This window comes from Stenotrophomonas sp. S4, from assembly GCF_054187805.2.
Genome location: NZ_CM196188.1, coordinates 4,715,001 through 4,730,186, shown reverse-complemented (window position 1 = coordinate 4,730,186; position 15,186 = coordinate 4,715,001). Strand labels below are relative to the sequence as shown.

Annotated in this window: 13 protein-coding genes (1 of these 13 cut by a window edge); 11 read left to right on the top strand and 2 right to left on the bottom strand. The window is 68.5% G+C overall.

Annotation, left to right across the window (positions count from 1 at the left end):
* Positions 1-414: 414 nt before the first annotated feature.
* The 4 genes from folE (at position 415) to ACUZUJ_RS21970 (ending at position 6,693) form a co-directional block, all read left to right on the top strand.
* The gene (gene folE / locus ACUZUJ_RS21985; RefSeq protein ID WP_004141296.1) at positions 415-1,026 is read left to right on the top strand and encodes a GTP cyclohydrolase I FolE; all 612 of its coding nucleotides are present in this window, start codon (positions 415-417) and stop codon (positions 1,024-1,026) included.
* Positions 1,027-1,138: 112 nt separating this feature from the next.
* Complete coding sequence (locus tag ACUZUJ_RS21980) at positions 1,139-2,608, top strand: DUF3375 domain-containing protein (protein WP_014039010.1); 1,470 nt, start codon at positions 1,139-1,141, stop codon at positions 2,606-2,608.
* Positions 2,595-3,296, top strand: a complete 702-nt coding sequence (locus tag ACUZUJ_RS21975; RefSeq protein WP_049446862.1) for a DUF4194 domain-containing protein — start codon at positions 2,595-2,597, stop codon at positions 3,294-3,296. The genes ACUZUJ_RS21980 and ACUZUJ_RS21975 overlap by 14 nt, the downstream gene beginning before the upstream one ends.
* A 16-nt stretch (positions 3,297-3,312) precedes the next feature.
* The gene (locus tag ACUZUJ_RS21970) at positions 3,313-6,693 is read left to right on the top strand and encodes an ATP-binding protein (protein ID WP_049446864.1); all 3,381 of its coding nucleotides are present in this window, start codon (positions 3,313-3,315) and stop codon (positions 6,691-6,693) included.
* Positions 6,694-6,789: 96 nt separating this feature from the next.
* On the opposite strand, the gene ACUZUJ_RS21965 is transcribed toward ACUZUJ_RS21970, so the two are convergent.
* Positions 6,790-7,569, bottom strand: coding sequence for a sulfite exporter TauE/SafE family protein (locus tag ACUZUJ_RS21965; RefSeq protein ID WP_032960169.1), 780 nt, complete (start codon positions 7,567-7,569; stop codon positions 6,790-6,792).
* A gap of 102 nt (positions 7,570-7,671) precedes the next feature.
* On the opposite strand from ACUZUJ_RS21965, the gene ACUZUJ_RS21960 reads away from it, so the two are divergent.
* Positions 7,672-8,064, top strand: coding sequence for a YchJ family protein (locus ACUZUJ_RS21960; RefSeq protein WP_075675803.1), 393 nt, complete (start codon positions 7,672-7,674; stop codon positions 8,062-8,064).
* A gap of 3 nt (positions 8,065-8,067) precedes the next feature.
* Here the strand turns inward: ACUZUJ_RS21960 and ACUZUJ_RS21955 are convergent, their stop codons facing one another.
* Positions 8,068-9,348 carry a GGDEF domain-containing protein gene (locus ACUZUJ_RS21955; protein WP_458220308.1) on the bottom strand — a complete coding sequence of 427 codons (1,281 nt, stop codon included), beginning with the start codon at positions 9,346-9,348 and terminating at the stop codon, positions 8,068-8,070.
* Positions 9,349-9,499: 151 nt separating this feature from the next.
* On the opposite strand from ACUZUJ_RS21955, the gene egtB reads away from it, so the two are divergent.
* The 6 genes from egtB to ACUZUJ_RS21925 all read left to right on the top strand — a co-directional run.
* Entirely contained in the window at positions 9,500-10,771 is a 1,272-nt protein-coding gene (gene egtB, locus ACUZUJ_RS21950; RefSeq protein WP_458220312.1) for an ergothioneine biosynthesis protein EgtB, read from the top strand.
* Positions 10,768-11,742, top strand: a complete 975-nt coding sequence (egtD, locus tag ACUZUJ_RS21945; protein ID WP_458220309.1) for an L-histidine N(alpha)-methyltransferase — start codon at positions 10,768-10,770, stop codon at positions 11,740-11,742. The genes egtB and egtD overlap by 4 nt, the downstream gene beginning before the upstream one ends.
* Positions 11,743-11,826: 84 nt before the next feature.
* The gene (locus ACUZUJ_RS21940; protein WP_458220310.1) at positions 11,827-13,074 is read left to right on the top strand and encodes a lytic murein transglycosylase; all 1,248 of its coding nucleotides are present in this window, start codon (positions 11,827-11,829) and stop codon (positions 13,072-13,074) included.
* A 61-nt stretch (positions 13,075-13,135) separates the two neighbouring features.
* Positions 13,136-14,026, top strand: a complete 891-nt coding sequence (locus ACUZUJ_RS21935) for a D-hexose-6-phosphate mutarotase (RefSeq protein WP_049446877.1) — start codon at positions 13,136-13,138, stop codon at positions 14,024-14,026.
* 26 nt (positions 14,027-14,052) lie between these two features.
* Positions 14,053-14,823 (top strand): GYF domain-containing protein, encoded by a 771-nt coding sequence (locus tag ACUZUJ_RS21930; RefSeq protein ID WP_049447057.1) that lies wholly within the window; start codon positions 14,053-14,055, stop codon positions 14,821-14,823.
* 71 nt (positions 14,824-14,894) lie between these two features.
* Positions 14,895-15,186 carry the 5' portion of a DUF2628 domain-containing protein gene (locus ACUZUJ_RS21925; RefSeq protein WP_049446880.1) on the top strand. The gene runs 254 nt beyond the window's last position, so only the first 292 of its 546 coding nucleotides appear in the window; the start codon lies at positions 14,895-14,897; its stop codon lies beyond the right edge, outside the window.

Here is a 15,186-nt window from a genome sequence, read left to right as displayed (position 1 = left end):
CCCTCCGCCACCCCGCCACATCCCGCGAGCGCGGTGGGTTGGCTCTTTAAAGGCAGAAGCAGATGCAGTGCGGACCAAGGTCCGCACCCACCAAAGCAGAAAAAACCACAGCAGCGGCGCGCTGCTTCCGAAGCCATGAACCCCAGCTTCTGACCCCGCTTTCAGGCGGTCCGGCCGCACCCGCAGGAAACCGTCAGGGAGTGGGAAGGGCGGCAGGGCAGGACCGTGAGGCGCATGGATGCGCCGACCGAGCCCCCAGGGATGGGTTTACGGCGTGTCCTGCCCTGCCGCCCTTCCCGCTCCAAATCGATAGGAGTTCGGCGCCGCGCGTCACCCCCGATGAACCGTCCCAACAGGACGACCCACCCCCCGGTCGGGTACGATGCTCGCCCCCCGTTCGGGACGCTGTACGCAATGAGCAAGAACAACGAAAAGGCCGCCCCGCAGGGCGACGTGACCCAGGACCAGGCCGAGGATGCCGTGCGCACCCTGCTGCGCTGGGCCGGTGAGGACCCGTCCCGTGAAGGCCTGCTGGATACCCCCCGCCGCGTCGCCGAAGCCTATGGCGACTGGTTCAGCGGTTACCGCGACGACCCCCGCGCCTACATGGAGCGGACCTTCGAGGAAGTGGCCGGCTACGACGAACTGATCGTCCTGCGCGACATCGAGTACGAAAGCCACTGCGAACACCACATGGCGCCGATCATCGGCCGCGTGCACGTCGGCTACCTGCCGGCCGGCAAGGTGGTGGGCATCAGCAAGCTGGCCCGCGTCGTCGAAGCCTACGCCCGCCGTTTCCAGGTGCAGGAGAAGATGACCGCGCAGATCGCCCAGTGCATCCAGGATGTGCTGCAGCCGATCGGCGTCGGCGTGGTCGTCGAAGGCGCCCACGAATGCATGACCACCCGCGGCATCCACAAGCGCGGCGTCAGCATGGTCACCTCCAAGATGCTGGGCAGCTTCCGCGACGACGCGCGTACCCGCGCCGAGTTCCTGCGCTTCATCGAAGTGGGCGGCAAGCGCTGAGCCGCTTGCCCGCACCCCGCCGGCCGCTGCGGGCCGGCATGCCCACGGCTGCCCGCGCGGCCGCCGTGCGTGGCGGCTCGTCCCTGTCAGCCCAACAGACCTCTTTCGCTGCATGAAGCATCGCGAACGCATCTCCCGTTACCGCCATCTGCGCGAACAGCCCCAGTGGAAGCTGCTCGCCGCCGACCACGCTCCGGAAATCATCGGCCTGCTGCAGGGGCTGCTGATGGACGGCGAGCGCACGCTGTCCTCGTCGGTGCTCAACGAGCGCCTGCAACGCGCGCTGGACCAGCTCAACGGCGATGAACTGTCGCGCGACCTGCCGCGTACCGCGCAGGCCTACATCGCGCACTGGCTGGCCCAGGGCTGGCTGGAACGCCGCCTGCCCGAGGGCGCCGACCAGGAGCAGTACGAACTGTCGACCGCGGCGCTGCAGGCGATCCGCTTCGCAGATGGCCTCGAGCAGGCCCGCGTGGCCGCCACCGAAAGCCGCCTGGCGCTGGTCATCGAACAGCTCTCGCAGCTGGCAGCGCAGACCGAGTCGGACCCGGATGCACGCCTGTCGGCGCTGCGCGACGAGCGCGACCGCATCGACGCCGAGATCGCCCGCGTTGGTGCCGGCCGTGTGATCGCGCTGGATGGCAAGCGCGCGCTGGAACGTGCGCGCCAGATCATCGGCCTGGCCGACGAGCTGACCGAGGACTTCCGCCGCGTGCGCGACGACTTCGAGCAGCTCAACCGCGATTTCCGCGAACGCATCATCGACGATGAGGGCGAGCGCGGCGACGTGCTGTCGCAGCTGTTCGAAGGCGTGGACGTGATCGGCGAGAGCGATGCCGGCCGCAGCTTCCAGGCGTTCTGGCGACTGCTCAACGACGCCGAACAGAGCGCCCAGCTCGATGCTGCGCTGGAAGCGGTGCTGGCGCGTGGCTTCGCCCGCCGCCTGGACCGCAACGAACGCAACTTCCTGCGCGGCTTCACCAGCACCATGCTCGAGCGCGGTGGCCAGGTGCACGACGTGCTGCAGAACTTCGCGCGCAGCCTGCGCGGCTTCGTGCAGAGCCGTGGCTACCTGGAACAGCGCCGCCTCAACCAGCTGCTGAAGCAGGCGCAGTCCGAAGCGCTGGCGCTGCGCGACGAGTTCCCCGCACAGCGCGGCATCGGCCGTGACCTGCAGCTGACCACCAGCCGCCTGCGTTCGTGGTCGCAGTGGAAGCTGCACGATCCACGCAGTGCCCAGGTCGATGGCAACGTCGAGTACAACGACGCGGCCGCGATCAGCCTGGAGAGCGTCGGCGACCTGGTCGCTTCGTCCGAAATCGACTTCCGCACCCTGCGCCGCGACCTGCACGACCTGCTCGATGCACAGCCGCGGCTCAGCATCGCCCAGGCCCTGTCGCAGCGCGAGGCGCCGCAGGGTCTTGGCAGCGTCATCGGCTACCTGTCGCTGGGCACGCGCTTCGGCAACGTGGTCGCCGGCGAGCAGGAGCTTGCGCAATGGCGTGGTGGCGACGGCCAGGTCCGTCGCGCCCGCATCCCGCTGGTTTGGTTCACCCAGGAGAGACGCCATGAGCTGGCATGAAGATCCCATCGACGCACCGCTGGCCGACGTGGCGGAAGACGCCTACGAGGCCGAGCCGGTGGCGACCGTGGCGCAGCCCCGCCGTGGCAACGACGTGTATTACCTGGGCGATACCGGGCGCCTGCCGCTGGATGCGCGCCGCGCGCTGTGCCAGCTGCTGATCGGCCCCAGCATCGACCAGCTGCGCCACGCCAAGCTGTGGCCGGCGCTGATCCGCAGCGAGGCGGCCATCCGTTCGTCACTGGCGGACCTGTTCCTGGAACTGGTGCTCGACCGCGACAGCGGCGTGGCCTTCACCCGCCAGGCCGACACGGAAGACGTTGATGCGCCGGTGCTGCTGCGTACCTCGCCGCTGACCTTCATCGATTCGGTGCTGCTGCTGTACCTGCGCCAGCAGCTGGCCGAGGCCGATGCGCGCGGCAACCGTGCGGTGGTTGCCGACGCCGAGATGGCCGAAGCGCTGGCCATCTACGAGAAGAACCTGTCCACCGACCGCGCCGGCTTCAACCGCCGCGTCGCTTCGGCGGTGCAGAAGATGAAGGACAACCACATCCTGACCCGCCTCAGCGGCCAGGAAGACCGCCACGAAGTCTCGCCGGCGCTGAAGCTGCTGTTCTCCGCCGAAGACGTGTCCCAGCTTTCGGCGGTCTACCGCCAGCTGCGCGAAACCCCGGCCGCCGAGGCCTGAGAGACCCGACCATCGCATGGCTATCTCCAAGCACACTCCCGCCCTGTTCAACGAAGGCCTGCCGGACCCGCGCCTGCAGCAGTTCCGCATGCGCCGCCTGCAGGTGCACAACTGGGGCACCTTCAACGGACTGACCGAAGTACCGATCGCCGAGCGCGGCTTCCTGTTCGTCGGCCGTTCCGGCTCGGGCAAGTCGACCCTGCTCGATGCCATGTCCGCGCTGCTGACGCCGCCGGCCATCGTCGACTTCAATGCCGCCGCGCGTGAAGCCGAGCGCAGTGGCCGCGACCGCAACCTGGTGTCCTATGTGCGTGGCGCATGGGCCGACCAGCAGGACAGCGGCACCGGCGAAATCGCCACCCAGTACCTGCGCAAGGGCGCGACCTGGACCGCACTGGTGCTGGAGTACCGCGCCGGCGATGGCCGCGTGGTCAGCCTGGTGCGCCTGTTGTGGATCTCCGGCAACGGCACCTCGGCCGGCGACGTGCGCAAGCACTACATGATCGCCGAGCGCCCGTTCGACATCGCCAAGGACCTCGGCGGCTTCGATCTGGACCTGCGCAAGCTCAAGCAGAAGCTGTCCGACCTGCACCACTTCGACACCTTCTCCGGCTACGCCGAGCGCTTCCGCGACCTGCTCGGCATCGACAACGAAATGGCACTGCGCCTGCTGCACAAGACGCAGTCGGCGAAAAACCTGGGCGACCTCAACGTCTTCCTGCGCGACTTCATGCTCGACACGCCGAAGACCTTCGACGCCGCCGAGCGCCTGGTCAGCGACTTCGCCGAGCTCGATGGCGCACACCAGGCCGTGGTCACCGCCCGTCGCCAGGTGGAAACCCTGCTGCCGGCACGCGCCTACTACAACGACCTGAAGGAAATGCACCGCCAGCGCGGCGACGACGAAGCGCTGAAGCTCGGCGTCGACAGCTTCCGCGAAAGCCGCCGCCAGGCGCTGATCGAAGCGCGCCTGCGCGAGATGGACGTGCGTGACCGTGGCCTGCTCGGCGAAGAGGCCCAGCGCCGCGCCGCGCTCGACAACCACACCGAGCGCCTGGCCGAACTGGAACTGCAGCGCCGCCAGCAGGGCGGTGAACGCATCGAGGAACTGGAACGCGAGCAGGGCCGCGCCGAAGCCGAGCGCGACCGCCGCAAGGCCAAGCGTGACCAGGCCCAGGAAGCGGCACAGCAGCTGCAGGCCGAACTGCCCGACGATGCCCATGGTTTCGCCGAGCTGGTCGAGCGTGCGCAGAACGAACTGCAGGACCGCCAGCGTGCCTCGGCGGCACTGGACGACGCGATCAGCGATCGCCTCGGCGGCAAGCGCGATGACGAGCGCCGCTTCGGTGAAGTGCGCAGCGAACTTGAAGCGATGCAGCGTACGCCGTCCAACATCCCGGCGCCGATGCAGAAGCTGCGCGCGCGCCTGGCTGAAGAAACCGGCATCGCCGAAGCGGCACTGCCGTTCGTTGGCGAGCTGATCCAGGTCCGCTCGGAAGAGCAGGGCTGGCAGGGCGCCATCGAACGCGTGCTGGGTGGATTCGCGCTGTCGCTGCTGGTCGATGACAAGCACTACAACGACGTCGCCGAGTGGGTGAACCGTACCCATCTGGGCATGCGCTTCACCTACTACCGCGTGCGCCGCAACGATGATGCGTTCGCGCGTGAACCGTCGGCCAAGTCGCTGCTGCACAAGCTGGAGCTGCGCGAGCACGTGTTCGAAAGCTGGCTGCGCCGCGAGCTCGGCAAGCGCTTCGACTACGAGTGCGTGGATGCCAAGCAGCTGCGCAACGTCGACCGCGGCATCACCCGCGAAGGCCAGGTCAAGCATCCGGGCGACCGTTTCGAGAAGGACGACCGCAGTGCGGTGGGCGACCGTCGTCGCTGGATCCTCGGCTTCAACAACCACGACAAGGTGGGCGCCTTCGAGCGCGAAGCACAGGAACTGGCCAAGCGCATCGCCAGCTGCGAGACCGACATCGCACGCCTGCGCGGCCAGCGCGACCGCGACAATGAGCGCCGCCTGGCCTGCCACGAGCTGGTCAGCATCAGCTGGAACGAGATCGACATCGCTGCCCCGCAGCAGCGCCTGAGCGATATCGAAGCGACTCTGCGCGACCTGCGTGAAGGCAACGCCGACCTCGCCAAGCTGGCCAAGCAGATCGACGCCGTGCGCGCCGACATCGAACAATCCCGCCGCACCTATGAAGACGTCCGTGTCGAGCGTGGCCAGCTGGTCAAGGAACGTGATCGCCTCGACCGCGCCCGCCAGCAGAGCCGTGCGCTGGTGCTGCCGAGCCTGGCCCAGGAGCAGGAAGCCGGGCTGGCCGAGCGCCTGCAGGAGCAGGGCCCGCTCAGCCTGGAAACGCTGGAAGCGCACATGCGCCAGGTCAGCAACGCGTTGAATGAGCAGCTGTCGTCCTCGCAGCAGGACCTCAACCGCATCGAGAACCAGCTGATCGGCTGCTTCCGTCGCTTCATCCAGCAGTGGCCGGAGGAATCGGGGGACTTCACCGTATCGGTGGCCTCGGCCGAGGACTTCCTTGCCCGCCTCGAACGCCTGGAGCGCGACGGCCTGCCGCAGCACGAAGAGCGCTTCTTCGATCTGCTGCAGAACCAGAGCAAGAACAACCTGCTGGCCCTGCAGCGCCACAGTGCAGAGGCCCGCAAGTCGATCGGCCAGCGCCTGGATGAAGTGAACGCCAGCCTGGAGCAGGTGCCGTTCAACCGTGGCACGCTGCTGACCATCGAACTGAGCGACCGCCGTCTGCCGGAAGTCGGTGAGTTCCACCTGCAGCTGCGCGAGGTGCTGTCGCAGCAGCAGACCGAGCAGCGCGAGCTGGCCGAATCGCAGTTCACCGTGCTGCGCCAGCTGGTCAACCGCCTGGGTTCGCAGGAAGGCGAGGACAAGCGCTGGCGCGAACTGGTGCTGGACGTGCGCATGCACGTGGAGTTCATCGGCGTCGAGCTGGATGCGGAAACGCGCCAGCAGGTCGAGATCTACCGCAGCGGTGCCGGCAAGTCCGGTGGCCAGCGCCAGAAGCTGGCCACCACCTGCCTGGCCGCGGCACTGCGCTACCAGCTCGGCGGCGCCGACAGCCAGCTGCCCAGCTACGCCGCGGTCGTGCTCGACGAAGCCTTCGACAAGGCCGACAACGAGTTCACCGCACTGGCGATGAACATCTTCGACAACTTCGGCTTCCAGATGGTGGTCGCCACTCCGCTGAAGTCGGTGATGACGCTGGAGCCGTTCATCGGTGGCGCCTGCTTCGTCGAAATCAGCGGCCGCCACGACTCCGGCGTGCTGCTGATCGAGTACGACGAAGAAGGCAAGCGCCTGAAGCTGCCCGAGCGCAGCCGCCAGCAGGCCAACGAACCGGAAGAAGCGGAGGCCTGACCCGGCCGATCGAATGGGAATGCCGGCCAGCGGCCGGCACTACCCATGGGCGGGGTTCATGACCCGGTAGTGCCGGCCGTTGGCCGGCAACCGCATTCACGCGCCACGGAACGTATCCCACGCCATCCGCGCGATCAGCACCACCACCAGCCCCACGAACAGCTTGCGGATGAACGGCGTACCGCCCTTCAGTGCCAACCGCGTGCCCACCACCGAACCGATGATGTTGGCCGCCGCCATCGGCAGCGCGAACAGCCACAGGATGTTGCCGGTCGGTACGAAGAACGAGATCGCCGCAACATTCGTCGCCAGGTTCACCACCTTCGACGCGGCCGACGCGCGCAGGAAATCCAGGCCGAAGAAGCGCACGAACAGGAAGATCAGGAAGCTGCCGGTGCCCGGCCCGAAGAAGCCGTCGTAAAAGCCGATTGCCGCACCGATCGCCAGCGCGATCGCCAGTTCGCGGCGGCCGATCTCCTGTGGCCGGTGCAGCGCGCCGAAGTCCTTTTTCCACAGCGTGTAGGCCAGCATCGCGATCAGCAGCACCAGCACCAGTGGGCGCACCGCGTCCTTGGGCAGCAGGCTCACCGCGGTGGCCCCAGCGAAGGAGAAGATGAAGGCGGTGCCGGCCGCGAACAGCACCGGCTTCCACGGGAAGCGCACGTTGCGCGCATAGCGCCAGGCGGCCGCGCCGGTACCGAACATCGAACTGAACTTGTTGGTACCGAACAGCATCGCCGGCGTCTGCTGCGGCAGCACCGTGAACAGGCCGGGCAGCTGCACCAGGCCGCCGCCACCCACGGCGGCATCCACAAGACCGGCGATGAAGGCGATCACCACCAGCCACCACAACTCAGGGGGAACCAGTTCCAGCACGGCGATCAATCAAGGTGGGGGCGCGACAGCATACGCCTGTCCTGCTTCAGCTGGCCCGTGCCGCGCGTGGATCAATCCGCACAACCCGGCGACAATGCCGGCATGAGCCGAAAACCCGCCGATCCCTGCCCCTGTGGCCTGCCTGCCGACTACGCCGCCTGCTGCGGCCGTTTCCACGCCGGTGAGGCCGCACCCGATGCCGAGCATCTGATGCGTTCGCGCTACAGCGCGTATGTGCGGGGCCTGGCCGACTACCTGCGCCAGACCTGGCACCCGGACACGCGTCCGGCCGAGCTGTCACTGGATGAAGCACCCGGCCAGCGCACGCATTGGCTGGGCCTGACCGTGCACGAGCACACCGTCACCGGTGCCGACAGCGCCGACGTCCGCTTCACCGCGCGCTACCGCATCGGCGGCGGCAGCGCGGTGAAGATGACCGAGCACAGCCGCTTCCAACGCATCGACGGCCGCTGGTACTACCTCGACGCGGTCTGAGCCCTACGCGCTGCGCGCAGCCAGCACGCGCTGGCCGCCGTGCGCGCGCACCTGGTTGCGGCCGCCGTCCTTGGCCACATACAGGGCCTGGTCGGCGGCCTTGACCACCGCCATTGGCCGCGGATCCACGCGGCTGTCGGCCAGCCCGATGCTCACCGTCACCTGCACCACCTGGCCGCTGCCACCGCGTCCGCGCTGCTGTCGGCCGGCTTCGTCGTCACGGCTGCGGGTGCTGCGATCGCGCAGCTGCATGCGGGTGTCCTCGATGCTCTGCCGCAATGCTTCCACGGCATCGACACAGGCCGCCGCCGGGCGGTCCAGGAACACCACCGCGAACTCCTCGCCGCCATAGCGGAACGCACGGCCACCGTCGCCCACCCGCGCCAGCCGCGAGGCCACCAGGCGCAGCACATCGTCGCCGGTGTCGTGGCCATGGGTGTCGTTGAATGACTTGAAGTGGTCCACGTCCACCATCGCGATGCTGTAGGTGCCGCGCGCCCGCTGCAGGGTCTCGTTGAATGCCCGTCGCCCCGGCAGGCCGGTCAGCTCATCGCGGAAGGCCATGTGGAAGGACTCCTGCAGCATCGCGCCCAGCATCAGCAGCAGGGCGGCACTGCTCAGCGCTGGCAGCAGCACCGGCTGCAGGAAGATCCGCGGCAGCATCCACCACAGGCACAACAGGGCCAGCAGCATCGCCGTGTGCAGTGGCCGCGGATGCTGCCACGCCTGCCAGCCCAATGCTGCGGTCGCCAGCAGGAACAGCAGCGCCGGCAACTGCGCCAACGCGTTCCAGTCGGCGGGAATCCAGGCCCAGTGACGGTTCGACAGCAGATCGTGCATGCCCTGCGGTTGCTGTGCCGCCAGCAGCAGGAAGATCACCAGCGCCGCGCCGCACACCACGCTGCGCAGCAGCAGGTCCTGGCGTCGGCGTCCGCGTTCCGGCCACAGCGCCAGTCCCGCGAACAGCAGCGGCACCCACGCCGAGATCGCGTGGAAGCGCAGCGGGGTCAGGGCGTCGACATGGCCGCTGCGCAGGTAGACACCGAGGTCCCGGTGCAGCAGCGCGAACACCAGTGCCACCACCAGCAGCAGGCACAGCGTGCGCATCTGGTGGTAAAGCAGCGCCAGCCCCGCGCCGAGGCAGGCCAGCAGCCAGGGCAGGATGCGCTGGCCCGGGCTGGCCACATCCTCGGTGCCCAGCGCCATCCACAGCACCAGGACGACCAGCACGGCGGGCAGCACGAACAGGTAATGCGCAGGCTGGCGGAGCGGATGCAGGGGCACGCAGTAAGTCCAGTGCGGTGACGATGCGGCCGCAACATTGCCGTTAGCGGCGTCCCCACGCGCTTCTTGAATGGGCGCGCCCGCTGTCATGTGAACGTGCTGGTGCGGTGCCATGACGTCGCACTCACCGTCCTGCGCCGATGCTGCCCGCATGGACAGCGCACCCGCCGCCGTCGCTGCCCCGCAGCGCGATCTCGCCCGCCGCTTTGCACAGGTGCGGGCGCGCAGCCTGCAGCTGGCTGCGCCGCTCAGTGCCGAGGACGCCATGCTGCAGAGCATGGCCGACGCCAGTCCCAGCAAATGGCACCTGGCGCATACCACCTGGTTCTTCGAACGCTTCGTGCTGGCCGGTTTCGCCACCACGCCGGCGCATGACCCGGCCTGGGACTACCTGTTCAACAGTTACTACAAGAGCATCGGCCCGGCGCATGCGCGGCCGCAGCGCGGGCTGCTGTCGCGGCCCTCGCTGCAGCAGGTGCGCGATTACCGGCAACAGGTCGACCTGCAGGTGCAGTCACGGCTGGCGGCGGGTGACCTTGATGAGCAGGCGATGCACCACCTGCAGCTGGGATTGCAGCATGAACAGCAGCACCAGGAACTGTTGCTGACCGACATCAAGCATGCGTTCTGGTGCAATCCACTGCAGCCACCGTATCGCGAAGACCTGCGACCCGTCGCCAGCACCGCGACGACGCAGGGCTGGATCGAATCACCCGAACGCATCGTCACCGTCGGTGCCGCGGTATGGCCCCGGCACGCCGCCTTCGCCTACGACAACGAATCGCCGCCGCACCGTGTGCTGCTGCCCGCGCATGCGCTGGCCGAACGCCCCGTCAGCAATGCCGAGTACCGCACCTTCATCGAGGCGGGGGGGTACCGCGAACCGCGCTGGTGGCTCAGCGAAGGCTGGGCGCTGCGTGAAGCCGAAGGCTGGCAGCACCCCCTGTACTGGGATGATGCCCTGCAGCGCGAGTACACCCTGGGGGGTTGGCGTGAGCTGGATCCGCATGCACCGGTCTGCCATCTCAGCTACTACGAGGCCGATGCCTGCGCCCGCTGGGCCGGTGCGCGCCTGCCCAGCGAGTTCGAGTGGGAAGCGGCCGCCGCATCGCAGCCCCTGCGCGGCCACTTTGCCGATGACGATCATCTGCATCCGCAGGCCGGGCAGGGCAGTGGACTGCGGCAGCTGTTCGGCGATGTCTGGGAGTGGACCGCCAGTGCCTATGGCGCCTACCCGGGCTTCCGTCCTTTTGACGGCAACCTCGGCGAATACAACGGCAAGTTCATGTGCGGCCAATGGGTGCTGCGCGGCGGCAGCTGTGCCACGCCCCGCGACCACGTGCGCGCCAGCTACCGCAATTTCTTCATGCCGCCGGCGCGCTGGCAGTTCTCCGGGCTGCGCCTGGCCAGAGACCTCATATGAGCACGGTGCATGACGCGCTGCAGGCGCTGACCGACCTGACCCCCAGCCGCCAGCAGATCCTGGCCGATGCGGTGGCCGGGCTGTCACGCGCATCGCGGCAGCTGCCCTCCAAGTACTTCTACGATGCGCGCGGCTCGCGTCTGTTCGAACAGATCACCCAGACCCGCGAGTACTACCCCACCCGCACCGAGCTGGCGCTACTGGCCCGGGTGCTGCCCGATATCGCGCGCGTGGTCGGCCCGCGCCTGCACGTGGTGGAGCTGGGCAGTGGTAGTGGCCGCAAGACCGCGCTGCTGCTGGCTGCGCTGCAGGATCCGGTGGCCTATACCCCGATCGAGATCTCGCGGGCGGCACTGTTGTCCAGCATCGACCATCTGGCACCCGCGCTGCCCGAGGTCGAGATGCTGCCGGTCTGCGCCGACTTCACCCGCGCCGTCGCCGTGCCCACGCCCGAGCGCGCGCCGGCCCGTCGCCTACTGTTCTTCCCCGGTTCCACACTGGGCAATTTCGCCGACGAGGATGCCGTCGCCCTGTTGCGGGCGATGCGCCAGACCATGGGCCGCGACGGCCTGGCCCTGGTCGGCATCGACCTGCACAAGGACCCGACGCTGATCGAGGCGGCCTACAATGATGCGCAGGGTGTCACCGCAGCATTCACCCTCAACCTGCTGGCCCGCCTCAATCGCGAGATCGGCAGCGATTTCGATCTCGACGGATTCCGCCACCGCGCCCGTTACAGCACCGCACGGCTGCGCATCGAAACCGACCTGGTCAGCCAGTGGGCGCAGGACGTCCACCTGGAGGGCCGCACCTTCCACTTTGCTGCCGGTGAACCCATCCGCGTCGAGTACAGCCACAAGTACACCGATGACAGCTTCGACGCGCTGTTGCAGCAGGCGGGCCTGCAGGTCGCGCAGCGCTGGGATGCCGAAAGCCCCGCCTATGGCCTGCGCCTGCTGCGCGCTGCCTAGGGTGGGCGGCCAGCCGGTGCCCCTTCAGGTTCGGCCGCACCGCTGCCCCTAAGATGGCCGTGCAACGGCAACACGGAGGACGCCATGCCCATTCTGACCACGCTCGGCCTGGCGGCCGCCCTCGCGTCGACGCCGACGCTGCCTGCGGCCCCCGCCGCCACCATCGATCCGGCATTCAGCCGCTGCCTGGCGAGCCTGCAGGCCACCGCCGCGACCCAGGGCATCAGCGCTGAGCGATTCAACGGGATCACCGCCGGACTCACGCCGGATCCGAGCGTGCTCGGGCTGTTGGACGCACAACCGGAATTCACCACGCCGATCTGGGATTACTTGGCCGCGCTGGTCGACCGCCAGCGCGTCGATGATGGCCGCACCCTGCTGCAGCAACATCGCGATCTGCTCGATCGCGTCTCCGCACAGTACGGCGTCGATCCGGCCACCATCGTCGCGGTCTGGGGGGTGGAGAGCGACTATGGCCGTGTCTTCGGCAAGCGCCCGCTGCTGCAGTCGCTGGCCACGCTGTCCTGTGCCGGCCGCCGCCAGGCCTTCTTCCGGGGCGAACTGCTGGCGCTGCTCAAGCTGATCGACCGCGGCGACCTGCAGGCCCAGGGTCTCACCGGTTCCTGGGCCGGCGCCTTCGGGCATACGCAGTTCATGCCCAGCACCTACGCACGTATCGCGGTCGATGGTGATGGCGATGGCCGCCGCGATCTGGTCGGCAGCATTCCCGACGCGCTGGCGTCCACCGCCAATTACCTCAAGCGGGCCGGCTGGCGCAGTGGCGAACCGTGGGGCATGGAAGTACGGGTTCCCGCCGGCTTCAACGCCAGCCAGGCGGGCCGCACCCAGCGCCGGGCCCTGGCCGATTGGCGCGCGCAGGGCGTGACTGCGCTGGATGGCAGCGTGCTGGCGCCGCCCAACCTGCCGGCCGACGCGCGTGCCGCCCTGCTGCTGCCGGCGGGCATCAAGGGCCCGGCACTGCTGGTGTTCCGCAACTACGACGCGATCTACAGCTACAACGCTGCCGAAAGCTATGCGCTGGCGATTGCCACCCTGGCCGACCAGCTGCGTGGCGGCACCGGCCTGGCCACCGCCTGGCCGACCGATGATCCCGGCATCGGCCGCGATGAACGCCGCCAGCTGCAGACCCTGCTGCTGGCCCGGGGCCACGACATCGGCAGCGCCGACGGCATGATCGGCACCGCCACCCGTCGCGCGATCCAGGCCGAGCAGCAGCGCCTGGGCTGGGCCAATGCGGATGGGCGCGCCGGCCAGCGCATCCTGCGCGCATTGCAGCAGGAGGCAGCAGCAGGGGCGCCTGCCACCCGCTAGACCTTGCCGATCGCAGGCTGGCCGCGACATCATCGCCGCGGTCTTCAAGGAGCGTCATCGCATGCAGTCGAACCCGGACGTCAGCACCGGCCTGTACCACGGGCTCGAGGCCTGGCAGGTACGCACCCCCAGCGCCACCGCGGTCATCAGCGTGTTCGGCGGACAGCTGCTGTCGTTCATTCCAGAGGGGCAGCCGGACCTGCTGTGGCTGTCGCCGAAACGTGCCGGGCTGCCCACGCCGATCCGGGGTGGCGTCCCAGTGTGCTGGCCGTGGTTCGGTCGCCAGGGCCAGCGCGATGACGTGCCGGCACACGGCCTGGTGCGCACCGCGCGCTGGGAACTGCTGCAGGCCCGCCAGGGCGATGACGGTGAGCTGGAGCTGCAGCTGGCGCCCCTGTCGATTGCCGAATGTGGCCTGCGCCTGCAGATGCAGCTGCGCATCGGTCGCCAGCTGCACCAGCAGCTGACCACCGAGAACACCGGCACGTCCCCGGTGACCTTCACCCAGGCCCTGCACAGCTACTTCCGGGTAGGCGATGCCCGTCGTGTCGAGGTCGATGGCCTCGATGGCCTGCACTATCTGGACAAGTACGAGGACTACACGCAGCTGCACCAGCAGCAGGGGCCCTGGTCGCTGCGTGACCCGCGCGATCCGGGGCGAAGCGACCGCATCTATACCGGTGCCGGCGGCCACTACGTGCTGCGCGATCCCGTCCTGCAGCGGCGGATCGAGATCCGCAGCGAAGGCAGCCAGACCCTGGTGGCCTGGAATCCGGGCGCGGCGGCGGCGGCGAAGATGGCCGATGTCGGCGACGGTTGGCACGACTACGTGTGCCTGGAAGTGGCCAATGCTGGGCCAGAGCAGATTACCCTTGCACCCGGCGCGCGCCACCAGCTGGTGCAGGTGCTGGTTAGTGAACCGCTGCAGGACGTAGCGGGATGTTCAGAGTAACGATGGGATCGACAGGAATGGATGGCATGCAGGACGCACAGTGGTGGTACGCCAACAGCAAGCAGAGCGAAGGGCCGGTGGACCTGGCCGGGCTGCGCCGCCTGCAGCAGGACGGCACCGTAACCGCCCGTACGCTGATGTGGCGGGAAGGAATGGCATCGTGGCGGCCGTTGGCCGAGCTGGATCCTTCGGTGACGCCGATGGAACCGACCCCGCCGCCGGTTGAACCGGTGCAGGCCGTCAGCGGCGGTGACGCACCGACCGCTGATCCGTCCGACCCCTATCGTGCGCCGGCTGCTTCGCCGGTAGCAGCGGCCGCGCCGCAGCTGGAAGGCGACATCGCCTTGTACGCCGCCGTGGTCGGCGGCAACTTCCCGATCTATCGACAGCGCTGGCGGCTCGACCAGGGTGTTGCCGACGGCAACGGCACCTGGCACTGGCCGGCGTTCCTGATCGGCGTGATCTGGATGGTGTACCGCAGGATGTACCGGCTGGCGGCGATCTGGGCCGGCATGCTGGTGTTCTTCAGCATCGCCGAGGCGTTGCTGGGCGTTCCGGAAGGCGTGTCGATGGTCATCACCTTTGTCATCAACATCACCGCCGCGGTGTATGCCAATCGCTGGTACCTGGCGCATTGCCAGCACGAGATCGCCCGTGCCCGTGCGCTGGCCGGAGACGACGAGCCACGCCTGCGCAGCGAGCTGGCCAGGCGGGGTGACACCAATGCACTGGCAGCGGCGGTGGTGGCCATCGCCGTCGTTGTGGTGATGCTGGTGGGGCAGGTGATGGCAGGCTGAGGCCGGAGCGGCTTCAGATTCACCGGTGGCTGCCGCTACCGCGGGATCATCCCGGGCAAGGAATCGCCGACATGAATCATCTGGATACCCCGCCGGTTTCCCCGGCGGACGACAATCCCTATCTCGCGCCCGCCGCAGAGGTGGGAGACGCGCCTGCTTCGTCCGACGCGGACTACCTGAACCTCCTCGTGGGCCCCAACGCGGCGCTCTACCGCCAGCGCTGGCACCTGGACAGCCCGGTGCCGAAGCCGCCGCGGCCGTGGCACTGGCCCGCCTTCCTGGTGCCGACCTACTGGCTGCTGCACCGGAAGATGTACCTGGCGGCCATCCTGTTCGAACTGGTCCTGTTCGGCATCGCGCTGC